We start from the raw sequence: 11,821 nt of genomic DNA on the forward strand, positions 1-11,821 counted from the left end.
ACTATTCCTAATCTCTCTCTATTCTTTTTTAATGCGCTTATTTTTAGTAATGGAAAGTAGTTAGCGAAAAGCGTAAAGCCTATCTCCCCACATTGGGAGATTTTCGCTAACCGGAGCCATTTAAGTAAATCTGCCTCTACTCGATCGGTACTTCGTTGATACCGGCAAAGTAGAGGTGTCACGCAAATTACTTGTACCTAGTATATGTCACTTATGCTTAGTAAGTGTGTGAAAAATGTAAAATCAAAGTAAAATTCACTCTAATAACTGCTTTGTAACGACATTTAATGTAATAAACATCTAACATCGTAACTACTGTAGCCACTGCATTATTAGAAATTTTAAGTATTTAAGATAACTGGAGAGTGGTAGATACAAAAATAAAAACGCTAATTGTAAATAATAAGGCACTGAAGCTGTAGGTGAGAGTGGAATCTCGGAGCGATTTGGTGATTCTTCCTCCGAAAATCCCTCCTAGCATAGAGCCAGCGGCGAAAATAAGGGTAAGAGGGATATCCAGGCTTAAATTAGTACCGAGGCGGCCTGCTAACCCGAGTGCGGAAGTAATTACCATTACGAGTAAAGAAGTAGCGGTAGCAGTAGGCATGGGAAAGCCTAAAGAAAAAATTAGAATTGGCACCACTACTACGCCGCCGCCGATTCCGAAAAAGCCGGTGAGTAGTCCGGTGCCGGTAGCGGCAAGAAAGACGATGTACAGAGGCCGGCGCGGTGCAGGATGAGTAGCAGTAGCTGGTGCGCTTTTTGAGTTTTTCGTGGTTGGTGTGGTTCTTTCGGTGCGGCGCATTGTTTGAGCTCGGCGCAGCATCACTATGGCAATCACTATTAAGAGTAGTGAAAAACTGTAAAGCAAAATCTGGCTGGAGATTAGTAGATTAAGGCGCGCTCCGGCTACTGCTCCGAGCAGCGTCAAGAAACCGAAGCTGAGGCCTTCGCGCCAGCGCACTTGCTCGCGGCGCGTCAATAAAGCTACGAAAGACGTGAGCCCCACGATAATGAGCGATTCAGCGGCGGCGGCGTGAGGAGATTGGGAAAGTAAGTAGATGAGTACTGGGATTGAGAGAATTCCACCTCCCGCTCCGAGTGCTCCTACCACGAGACCGATAAATATGCCGATGCCGGCAGCTAAAAGAACCATAGTCTCCAGCTTAATGGCTTCTTAGTAGTGCCGCTGTGGATGTGAGGGAGAAGAAATTGCTAGTATGGAGATGGTGCGCTTTGCGCATTCCCGAAAAATATTCGAGATGAGGGAAAAATATGACGTATAAATTGATTTTGATGCGCCACGGGCAGAGTGAGTGGAACGCAAAAAATCTTTTCACCGGCTGGGTGGATGTAGCTCTTTCCGAGCAGGGTGAAAAAGAAGCCGTACACGGAGGTAAATTGCTGAAAGAGGCAGGTATTCTGCCGGATATTTTGCACACCTCCTTGCTGCGGCGGGCGATTTCCACCGCTAATCTGGCCTTGAACGCGGCAGATCGGCACTGGATTCCGGTGCGGAGAAATTGGCGGCTTAACGAGCGGCATTACGGAGCTCTCCAGGGTAAGAACAAGAAAGAGATCCGGGAAGAGTACGGAGAAGAGCAGTTTATGCAATGGCGGCGTTCTTATGATGTGCCGCCGCCAGAGATTGCGGCTGGTTCGGAATTTTCCCAGGATCAGGATGTGCGCTATGCCGGAGAGCCGATTCCAGCTACGGAGTGCTTGAAAGACGTGCTTGCGCGCTTGCTTCCGTATTGGGAAGAGGCAATTGTGCCAGATCTCAAGTCCGGTAAGACGGTGATGATTGCGGCGCACGGGAATTCCTTGCGGGCAATTGTGAAGCATCTGGATAATATCTCCGATGATGAAATTTCTGCTCTAAATATTCCTACCGGAATTCCGCTTTACTACGAGCTGGATGAAGATACGCTCCAGCCGATAAAAGCTGGCGGTACCTATTTGGATCCGGAAGCAGCTAAGGCAGCTATTGAAGCAGTAGCTAATCAAGGAAAATAGCAGTAACTGATGCGGGAAATCTAAATTTTCCGATTTGACGGTGAGGCGGGCAGCTAGCTGCCCGCCTCATTTTTTGAAATGAAATCGCGTTTTTATCTGAAATATCTAGCTCTTTTAGGAAAACGGCTCGCGCCAGAATTACAGAACTCCCAGCTTAACCTCGGCACTGCAGAGAAGGGCGCGGTTTCGGTTACAACTTGGTAAGTGAATAAGATTACGCCCCTGCCTTAAGGGTCTGCTTTTGGTAGAATAGAGGCCTAGCGAGGGAAAGAGCGAAGCAAATAATGAAATTCAAAACCGGCGACACTGTAATCTATCCACACCATGGAGCAGCTTGTATCGAGGAGATTTCGGAAAAGAATTTTCGCGGTAAAAAGAGAATGTATTTGAAGCTGCGGATTCTAAATGGTGATTTAGTAATCCAGGTGCCAGAAGATTCTTTAGCAGAAGTGGGCGTACGCGAAGTATCCAATGATGAAGAGTTGGAACGGGTATTTGATGTTTTGCGGGAAGAAGATGTAGAAGAGCCATCTAACTGGTCGCGCCGATATAAGGCGAATGGCGAAAAACTCACTTCTGGAGATGTAAATAAAGTGGCAGAAGTAGTGCGAGATTTGACGCGCCGCGATCATGATCGCGGGCTTTCTGCCGGTGAAAAACGGATGCTTACGCAAGCGCGGGAAATTCTTGGCTCGGAAGTGGCCTTAGCGCGTGGCTTAGACGGCAACGAAGCAGATATTTTGCTAGATGAAATAATGGGATTCGCGCCGGCAGAAGAATCGGCAGAATCTTCTGAGTCTGCGGAATCTGCAGAATCTGCTGAGTAGTCTATGGACGTCGCCGGAATAATACCGGGAGCTGGTTCAGGGAGTCGGCTGGGAGCCGATATTCCGAAAGCCTTAGTACCTTTGGCGGGAAAACCGTTAATAGTGTGGGCGATATTGCGTATGCAAGAGGCAGGGATTTCGCATATCACTGTAGCGGCACCCGCTAATTTTATGGCAGATTTTCAAAAAACTTTAGCTGGCTGCGGAGAAAATATTTCGATAGTGGTAGGGGGAGCTACTCGCCAAGAATCAGTAGCGCGCGCTCTTGCCGAGATAGAAAGTGAGCTAGTACTTATTCACGATGCAGCGCGCCCGCTTACGCCAGTTTCAGTAATAAATAGGGTGTTGGCGGCCTTGCGAGCGGGTGCGCCCGGAGTAATTCCGGTGCTACCAGTGGTGGATACGATTAAGCAGGCGTTGGCGGGAGAAGCGGCTGGGCAAGAGATAGTAGCTGCCACTTTAGAGCGTTCTCAATTGCGCGCGGTGCAAACTCCCCAAGGTTTTCAGGTAGATTTGCTGCGGCAGGCGCACGCCCGCCGGCAAGCACTGGGTGATTCCAGTGCCTCTGACGATAGCTTGCTTTTAGAAGAGCTAGGTGAGCGAGTAGTAATGGTGCCGGGAGCTCCCGAATCCTTAAAAATAACTACTCCTTTTGATTTGGCGGTGGCTGAGTTAATGGCCAGCTTAGGTGGAGATAATAAATAGGAATCGATTCGGTGATAAGGCTAGCTAGGCTAGAGATAAATATCAGCCAGTTTAAAAATAGATAGCGGGATAGAGGCAAGATGGAAATAGCAGATATGCGCGTAGGCATCGGTGTAGATGCGCATGCGTATCGAGCAGATAAAAAGACACCTCTTCATTTAGCAGCTTTAGAGTGGCCTGATGAAATAGCTTTAGCTGGGCATTCCGATGCCGATGTAGCTGCCCATGCGGCTTGTGATGCACTTTTAAGTGCCAGTGGCTGCGGAGATTTAGGAAGCGTCTTTGGCACCTCTCGCCCGGAGTGGAAAAACGCTGCGGGAGCAGCTCTCTTAGCAGAAACGCTGCGTATTCTGCGGCAGGCCGGTTGGCAGGTGCAAAATATCAGTATTCAGATTATCGGTGAACGCCCGCGTTTTGCTCCGCGTAAAGCGGAGGCAGAGCAAAAGTTGCAGGAAATAGTGGGCGCGCCAGTGAGTATTACTGCCACTACTACCGACCATTTAGGATTTACCGGTAGAGCAGAAGGGCTCGCAGCGATAGCTACGGCTCTCATCTACCGCGCGTAGTGCTAGTTACCTGCTAGCAAGTAAGTTTACCTGCTGGCAAGTAAGTAAATCTGCTGTTAAGTAAGCAAACCTGCCGGAAGCACGCAAATTAGACTTCTTGATTCTTTACCGGCAGGAAAGATACCAGCCCTACTAGTAGCACTAAAGCAATACCAAGAATTCCGAAATAAGCAGTATCAGCTAAAGAGTTGCCCGTGATGGCTGCACCGATAGTGATCGCAGTGGAGTACATAAAGGGAGAAAGGAAGGAAACCGCGCGCCCAGTAGTGGCGTAAAGTCCAAAGATTTCTCCCTCGGTGCCTTTCGGCGCGATACGTGCCAGATAGGTACGGGAAGCAGATTGGGTCGGGCCTACGAATACGCAGAGTCCCAGCCCGAAGATCCAATAGATTTGCTTAGCGCTTAAACCCATAATTCCGGCATGGCCGATAAATACCATCATGCCCATTAGCACCATCGAGGTGACGGAGATGATGATTACTTTGCGCGCGCCGAGAATGTCATCTAAGTAGCCGAAAGCGATGGTAGCAATACCGGCTACGAGGTTGGCTACGACTCCGAAAATGATCACTTCGCCGCCGGCGAATCCGAAGGCGGTGCCGGCAAGTACGGCGCCAAAAGTGAAGACGCCTGCTAAGCCGTCCCGATAGATAGCGGAAGAAATTAAGAACCACACTACCGAGCGATCGACTTTCCAAATTTCTTTAATAGAACGGAAAAGCTGCTTATACGCGCCGATAATTCCCAGAGAAACGGTGCCCTTTTTCCGGGGCTTATCTTTCGCGATAAGCATGATAGGTGCGGAAAATACGAGCGTCCAGAGGGCAGCTATTAGCATAGATACCCGCACATTTAAGCCATTTTCGGAAGTTACTCCAAACCAGCCAACTTCCGGATTTATGAAACCAACAAAGAGAATAAGTAGCAGCACTATGCCGCCCACATAGCCTAGCCCCCAACCGAAGCCGGAAATTTTTCCTACATTCTTGCTATTAGAGATATCGGACAGCATGGCGTTATAAATTACTGACCCAGTTTCAAAGGCGATATTACCGGCAGCTAATAAGAAGAGCCCTAGCCACAGGCGCCCTTCATTCGGAGATACGAAGAAGAGAGCTGCCGTGATAAATACCGTTAAAAGAGTAGTGGTATTGAGCACGGTGGCTGATTTTCCAGAGCGGTCTACTGCCTGCCCCAAAGCGGGAGCAACTATTGCCACTAGTATGCCAGCTACTCCTAAAGCTAATCCCAGCTGGGCATTGGCGCTCTCTCCGAAAAGTTTTGGATTAGTTAAATACACCGAGAATACGAAAGTGGTGACTATGGCATTAAAAGCGGCAGACGCCCAATCCCAAAATCCCCACGCCCAGACTCGGCCGGTAAAAGTTTTTTCACGTTTTTTAGAGTTAGAAGCTGGAGACGGCGGATTCACAGACGAATTAGATATTTTTTCCGCATTGTTTCCTGCTTGTTCAGAAATATATTCGCTCACACTATCTACACTACGTGGAATTTCTAAATAAAGCGCGGTTTTTTAAAAACTCTTTACAAATTGTTTACGTTGCGCAGCGTGTGCTGCGCGGCGCGCTGAGCGTTGAGTGTGGCGCGCGCTGTTATTTTTACTGCACTATGCGCCACTCGCACGCATAAAAGTTTTCGCGCCCTTCCCTTCCACAAGGTAGGCTTAGAGAGTGACTTTTAAGATATATGATTCAGCATCCCGCTCTTTACGCACTTTCACTCCGCTCGAGGCCGGAAAAGCGGGGATTTATCTCTGTGGGGCTACGGTACAGGGGTCTCCGCACATTGGGCACATTCGCTCTGCGCTAGCTTTCGACGTTCTAGTGCGCTGGTTGCGCCGTCAAGAATACTCCGTCACCCTCATCCGCAATGTGACCGATATTGACGATAAAATTTTAGCCAAGGCGAGTGCCGCCGGAGCGCCGTGGTGGGCGTGGGGCTATAAATATGAAAAAGAGTTCACCGCCGCCTATAACGCCTTAGGCGTCTTGCCCCCTACCTATGAGCCGCGGGCGACTGGACATATTCCGGAGATGATCGCACTTACGCAGCGCATTATGCAAAACGGGCACGCCTATGCAGGAAATGCGGGGAATGTGTATTTTGATGTAGCTTCTCTCGCTGATTACGGCTCGCTGACGCGCCAATCTTTGGCTGAGTTACATGTAGATACCAGCGATATAGAAGAAGATAAACGTTCTCCCTACGATTTTGCACTCTGGAAGGCACCTAAACCGGGTGAACCGGCCAGTGCAGCTTGGGAAACTCCGTGGGGAGCCGCCCGCCCTGGTTGGCATTTAGAGTGCACCGCTATGAGTGAAAAATACTTAGGTAAAAGTTTTGATATTCACGGCGGCGGCATAGATCTGCGTTTTCCACACCATGAAAATGAACAAGCACAAGCGCACGGAGCGGGTTGTGAATTCGCGCGCTACTGGATGCATAACGCTTGGGTCACTATTAAAGGCGAGAAGATGAGTAAATCTTTGGGAAATTCTCTTCTTGTAGAAAGCATTTTGCAAGAATATCCGGCCGCTTTGGTGCGTTTGGCTCTCGGCACGGTGCACTATCGCTCCACGGTGGCGTATTCAGAAGAGACCTTGCTGGAAGCAGCAGCAGTTTGGGAGCGGTTGAGTGGCTTTGTGAAAAGAGCTGCGGAGATGAGCGGGGAAATAGCCCGGGCAGAAATTGCCGAACTTCCTGCTGCGCAACTCCCAGTAGATTTCCAAGCAGCGATGAATGACGATTTAAATGTGGCGGGAGCGCTCGCCGTCATACATGAAGTAGTGAAAGTGGGCAATAATGCGCTCGCGGCCGGAAAAGTTGCCGAAGTGCAGAAATGCCAGCTGGAAGTGCGCGCAATGCTAGATGTACTAGGCTTAGATCCTTTGGCGGCTCCGTGGCGGGAGGAAGATACGGCTAGTTCGCGTTATCAAGAAGCATTAGATGTATTGGTGCAGAGATTGCTGGCGCAGCGAGCAGCGGCGCGGGCGGAAAAGAATTGGGCAGTTGCTGATTCTTTACGTGATACTTTGCTGGCGGCTGGCATTACGGTAGAAGATAGCGCGCAGGGCGCCCATTGGAAAATCAGTGGAAAATAACGAAGAGGGCAGAAAATAATGGCTAATCATTTTGGAGGCCCCGGTGCCGTGCGCAAAGGTAGAAAAAAGGGAAGCACCATCGGTTCCGGTGGAAAGACTCGAGGGCATCGGAAGAGCCGCGGGCCGACGCCAAAAGCGGAAAACCGTACGTATCATCCGGCTTATAAACGGAAGAAAGAATTAGAAGAAAAGGCGGCAAAGGCAAAGACGGCGCAGCTGCGGAAAATTCTGCAGATTCCCAAGAACCACGAATTAGTAGTAGGGCGCAATCCGGTACTAGAGGCAGTGGAAGCGGGAGTTAATTATCTACGGCTTTTTCTGGTGCACGATTTTGAAAATGACGAGCGCATTACGCGGGCGGCGGTGCACGCTACCGAACAGGGAATTCCGATTGTAGAGGTGAGCCGGCGCGAACTAGATCGCATGAGTGAGCAGGCTGTGCATCAGGGTATTGCGATAGAAGTGCCGCCGTATAAGTATGCCGATGTGCAAGAACTAGTGGATATAAGTGCGGAAAAGGCGCGGCCGGGGTTGATTGTAGCTTTAGATTCCGTGACTGATCCGCATAATTTAGGAGCGGTGATTCGTTCTGCGGCTGCTTTTAATGCAGATGGTGTGCTGATTCCAGAGCGGCGTTCGGCAGGCGTGAATGTGACTGCGTGGAAAGTATCTGCGGGAGCTTTGGCCCATGTGCCGGTAGCGCGCGAAACTAATTTAGTGCGGGCGCTGCAGTATTTACAGGAAGCAGGGTATTTCGTAATCGGATTGACGGGAGAAGCCGATGCCATGCTCCGAGAAGTAAATCTCGCCGATATGCCTTTGGTAATAGTGACGGGCGCAGAAGGGAAAGGGCTATCGAGATTAGTGGCGGAGCAGTGTGATGTGCGAGCAGCTATCGAGATAAATTCACAGGTAGAATCACTGAATGCCGCTGTGGCCACCGGTATTGCTCTATATGAAATAGATGGTCGGCGAGCAGGAAGTACCCAGAGTTAGCGGCGCAGGCGTGCGTGGTTACTTGGGTGTCTGGTTGCGTGATTGCTTAATTAAAGGCATACCACCAGGCAGCTAAGAGGCGTTGCGGTAAAAGGTTATTTAGAGAGATGTGTATGGAAAATAAATTAGAGGCTTTCTGGGTACATGCGATAAATGCGGCACGTTTAGATCCGGATACGGCGTTTTCGGGGCAAAAGGAATTAACTGCGCTTTGCCCGGTAGCTTTTGCCGGCGGAGATACGGAGGCGGAGGCCGATGATTTTCTGGAAGCGGTAGTTTCTGGAAAGAAAAAAGTATTCTGTAGCTATATCCCATCATATGAGATGGAAGGCGTCCCCTATCCGGAACGGGGCGATATGGCAATTCTTTGTGACGGGAGAGGAAATCCGCGCGCGCTATTGGTGAATGAGTGCAGTGAAAAAATACCTTTTCAGGAAATAACGGAGGAAATTGCGCGCGCCGCGGGAGAGGAATCTTTAGCTTCCTGGCAGGAGAAATACCGAAAAATATTCCGTGCAGAATGCGAGCGGCAGGGGAGAGAATTTTCTGAAAAAGATTCGGTGCTCATAGAGCATATAAAAGCGATTTATGTAGCTTAACTCCTAAAAGAAAAACACCACTTAATTCTTACACTTTTTTCGCCCATGCGCCGCTTTTTAGCGCGTGAATACTTTAACAGTACCTAGCTTTGGTTACTTTATTTTTTCCCATTACGATGACGGGGAAGCAAAACTACCAAGGAGAGGTTTTTGATGAAGAAAAAATTTGGGTGGTCGCTACACGGAGATGGGCGGCATATAGCCCCGGGGGAAGTGGTTACCCCGCATGAACGAATGGCCTGGCCGATTACAATCGGCATTGGTGCCCAGCACGTGGTGGCAATGTTTGGAGCTACCTTCCTGGTCCCGCTATTGACTGGTTTCGATCCCTCGACGACTTTGTTCTTCACCGGATTCGGAACCATTCTTTTTATGTTGATAACTTCCGGGCGGCTTCCCTCTTATCTGGGATCGTCTTTCGCCTTAATTGCTCCGATTGGTGCTGTCACCGGTTATATGGCGGGCGGCGGATCGCCCCTAGATCCGGATAAAGCTGCCTTAGCTCAAGGTGGTGTGATTGCCGTCGGTGCTACTTTGGCACTGGTCGGTTTAGTGGTACATTTTGCGGGCGCACACTGGATTGATAAGTTAATGCCCCCCATCGTCACCGGAGCAATCGTTTCTTTAATCGGATTCAACCTAGCGCCGGCCGCGTGGAACAACGTAAAACAAGCGCCTATCACCGCACTCACCACAATCATTACCGTATTGCTGGTCACGGTACTGTTCAAAGGAATTATTGGCCGGCTCTCCATCTTAATCGGGGTAATAGCCGGATACATTATGGCGGTAATTCGCGATGAAGTAGATTTCACGGGTATCGCAGACGCCTCTTGGCTGGGTGCTCCGGCTTTCCGCGCTCCAGCTTTTGACCTCTCGCTGCTCGGCTTATTTGTGCCGGTAGTGCTGGTATTGATTGCGGAAAATGTGGGTCACGTAAAGTCGGTTTCGGCAATGACGGGGGAAAACCTCGACGACGTCACCGGGCGGGCACTCTTTGCCGACGGTATCTCCACTATGTTTGCGGGAGCGGGCGGCGGTTCCGGTACCACCACTTACGCAGAGAACATCGGGGTAATGGCCGCTACGCGCGTCTACTCTACCGCTGCCTACGTAGTGGCGGCAGTGATTGCGCTTGGTCTCTCTATGTTGCCTAAGTTTGGGCAGCTCATTGCGACTATTCCTCCGGGAGTACTCGGTGGTGCGGCCACCGTTCTCTACGGCATGATCGGTATGCTGGGCGTGCGAATTTGGGTGCAGAATCGGGTAGATTTCTCTGATCCAGTGAACCTCAATACGGCCGCTGTGGCAATGGTGCTCGCAATCGCTAACTACACCTTGCACTGGGGAGATATGGTATTCGAAGGAATTGCCCTCGGCTCTTTCGCTGCCATCATTATTTACCACACCATGCGAGCTATCGCGCGCTGGCGCGGCACTTCTATGGAAGCAGCTTCTCCGGCCTCTGCTCCGGCTGGTGCAGAACTAGAACCGGGCGCACTGCGCAGAGATTTTTCCACAGAAGAATAAGAAATAGAGGCATAGGGGAATAAAGCACAGAGGAATAAAGCAAAAAATTCTTAGTCTGCGCTATTCTTAACTGCGCCAGAGCTGCTCTTTAAGGTTCCACACAACCTGAGGGCGGCTCTGCCGCTTTTTGAAAGTCTTTTTCTTGCGGATTTTTATGCATGGAATCCCAGTTATTGCCAATTACTATATTTACTGAATCGAGTTTTTTCTCGTCACTTAGCTGAATAGTGGCATCAGGAAAGAAGGCACGCAAAGTATAGGCGGCAGCGAGATTCTTTTTTGTAGCAATCAGCAGTACCGGAGCAGTTACAGCTGGGCCTTCCCAGTTTCCTACTTCTGTCACTTGTATATCTTGATCTTGGAGGGCTTCAGCTACTTCTCCCGCCAAGCCACTTTCACTTCCGGCATTAAATACTTTGGCAGTTATTTCTGCTAGCTTCTTTTCCTGCATATTCTTCGGTGGGCAAGGAATCAGCTGCTGCGAAGAAGTTTCCTTAGCTAGGCCGTGGAAAGGAAAAGGAAGGACGCCCGTCCAAAAAAGAGTATTGAGGAAGAGCAGGCACACCATTACTGCACCTACTCGGGTAAATAGGCGTATTTGCCGCGCGGTGCGGTGCTGCTGATAAGCGGTGCGTTCGGATGAGGAAGGCTCAGTAGTTTTCACAGTTTCTAATCTATATCAGGAAAAGTAGTGAAGGTAGGTAGAAAGTGAGAATTAGCTTCTGGGGAGGGTGTATAGAAAATTCAGTATCTAGAAAGCAGCGCTAAAAAGTATGAATTTGCAGTACGGAAGTATGTGAACTCGCAGAGCTGAAAGAATCGACTACTTCTACGACTCCGCGCTCTCCGATAGCTTCTTGAATAAAGAATTTAAAAGTCCGCCCTTGAATTCCGGGAACTATGCTCTCTAGGTCGTAGAAATAACGAGAAACTACACAGATATTATCTTTCTCGAGATGTACTTCCATTCCCATGCGGCGCAAGGTGTTGGCTACATCAGCTTCTAGATTCGGGGAATCGCTCAGGCTGCCATAGTATTCTCCGCGTAGAAGCGCCTCTAGGAGAGCTTTTTCGTTGGGGCCACCGGTGGCGATAGAGGAATTTACTCTTTCAAAAAAAGGAAGCTGGCCGGTGGCGGCGCGGTAGATGAAGAGCGGGCGGCCTTTATTTCCGTCTCGCTGGAGACTGCGCTCAATGTATCCGTAGGAATTCAATTTTCGCAGTGCATTGCGTACCGAATTTGGGTGTACGTCGATAGTTTGGGCAATAGAGTTTATATCTGCCCAAGAATTGAGTTCTTGCAGATGCTGCAATATAGCTTGTTGAATATCAGAAAGTTGCACAATTGTATGATACTTAAAGTACTAAATTAATTTCAATAGTTTTAACAATTAACTTAATTTTAATTTGAGACCGAAAGTCCTAAATAAATTGACGAGACCCCCTTTTTGGTACAGAAT

At 49.4% G+C, this 11,821-nt stretch carries 12 protein-coding genes; 8 read left to right on the forward strand and 4 right to left on the reverse strand.

Annotation, left to right across the window (positions count from 1 at the left end):
* Nucleotides 1-349 precede the first annotated feature (349 nt).
* On the reverse strand, nucleotides 350-1,156 hold the full coding sequence (locus tag BQ7117_RS00860) for a sulfite exporter TauE/SafE family protein (protein ID WP_073995775.1): 807 nt from the start codon (nucleotides 1,154-1,156) through the stop codon (nucleotides 350-352).
* A 119-nt stretch (nucleotides 1,157-1,275) separates the two neighbouring features.
* On the opposite strand from BQ7117_RS00860, the gene BQ7117_RS00865 reads away from it, so the two are divergent.
* The 4 genes from BQ7117_RS00865 to ispF all read left to right on the forward strand — a co-directional run bounded on the left by BQ7117_RS00865 (nucleotide 1,276) and on the right by ispF (nucleotide 4,114).
* A complete protein-coding gene (locus BQ7117_RS00865) occupies nucleotides 1,276-2,016 on the forward strand; it encodes a phosphoglyceromutase (RefSeq protein WP_073995776.1) in 741 nt (246 codons plus the stop codon).
* Nucleotides 2,017-2,300: 284 nt separating this feature from the next.
* On the forward strand, nucleotides 2,301-2,843 hold the full coding sequence (locus BQ7117_RS00870) for a CarD family transcriptional regulator (RefSeq protein WP_073995777.1): 543 nt from the start codon (nucleotides 2,301-2,303) through the stop codon (nucleotides 2,841-2,843).
* 3 nt (nucleotides 2,844-2,846) lie between these two features.
* On the forward strand, nucleotides 2,847-3,548 hold the full coding sequence (gene ispD, locus BQ7117_RS00875) for a 2-C-methyl-D-erythritol 4-phosphate cytidylyltransferase (protein ID WP_073995778.1): 702 nt from the start codon (nucleotides 2,847-2,849) through the stop codon (nucleotides 3,546-3,548).
* Between the two features lie 80 nt (nucleotides 3,549-3,628).
* Entirely contained in the window at nucleotides 3,629-4,114 is a 486-nt protein-coding gene (gene ispF, locus BQ7117_RS00880) for a 2-C-methyl-D-erythritol 2,4-cyclodiphosphate synthase (RefSeq protein ID WP_073995779.1), read from the forward strand.
* 88 nt (nucleotides 4,115-4,202) lie between these two features.
* Here ispF and BQ7117_RS00885 read toward each other — a convergent pair whose 3' ends face one another.
* A complete protein-coding gene (locus BQ7117_RS00885; protein WP_237563023.1) occupies nucleotides 4,203-5,606 on the reverse strand; it encodes an MFS transporter in 1,404 nt (467 codons plus the stop codon).
* 199 nt (nucleotides 5,607-5,805) lie between these two features.
* Between BQ7117_RS00885 and cysS the strand changes: the two genes are divergently transcribed.
* The 4 genes from cysS (at nucleotide 5,806) to BQ7117_RS00905 (ending at nucleotide 10,361) form a co-directional block, all read left to right on the forward strand.
* Entirely contained in the window at nucleotides 5,806-7,236 is a 1,431-nt protein-coding gene (gene cysS / locus BQ7117_RS00890; protein WP_073995780.1) for a cysteine--tRNA ligase, read from the forward strand.
* An 18-nt stretch (nucleotides 7,237-7,254) separates the two neighbouring features.
* Entirely contained in the window at nucleotides 7,255-8,232 is a 978-nt protein-coding gene (gene rlmB / locus BQ7117_RS00895) for a 23S rRNA (guanosine(2251)-2'-O)-methyltransferase RlmB (protein WP_073995781.1), read from the forward strand.
* 113 nt (nucleotides 8,233-8,345) lie between these two features.
* On the forward strand, nucleotides 8,346-8,831 hold the full coding sequence (locus tag BQ7117_RS00900; protein WP_073995782.1) for an ASCH domain-containing protein: 486 nt from the start codon (nucleotides 8,346-8,348) through the stop codon (nucleotides 8,829-8,831).
* Between the two features lie 153 nt (nucleotides 8,832-8,984).
* Entirely contained in the window at nucleotides 8,985-10,361 is a 1,377-nt protein-coding gene (locus tag BQ7117_RS00905) for a uracil-xanthine permease family protein (RefSeq protein ID WP_073995783.1), read from the forward strand.
* 88 nt (nucleotides 10,362-10,449) lie between these two features.
* Here the strand turns inward: BQ7117_RS00905 and BQ7117_RS00910 are convergent, their stop codons facing one another.
* Together BQ7117_RS00910 and BQ7117_RS00915 are read right to left on the reverse strand one after the other, a co-directional pair.
* Nucleotides 10,450-11,025, reverse strand: a complete 576-nt coding sequence (locus BQ7117_RS00910) for a LytR C-terminal domain-containing protein (protein WP_073995784.1) — start codon at nucleotides 11,023-11,025, stop codon at nucleotides 10,450-10,452.
* Nucleotides 11,026-11,125: 100 nt separating this feature from the next.
* Nucleotides 11,126-11,704, reverse strand: a complete 579-nt coding sequence (locus BQ7117_RS00915) for a helix-turn-helix domain-containing protein (RefSeq protein WP_073995785.1) — start codon at nucleotides 11,702-11,704, stop codon at nucleotides 11,126-11,128.
* Nucleotides 11,705-11,821 lie beyond the last annotated feature (117 nt).

Origin of the sequence: Arcanobacterium urinimassiliense (assembly GCF_900119495.1) — a bacterium.
GTDB classification, from domain to species: Bacteria; Actinomycetota; Actinomycetes; order Actinomycetales; family Actinomycetaceae; genus Arcanobacterium_A; species Arcanobacterium_A urinimassiliense.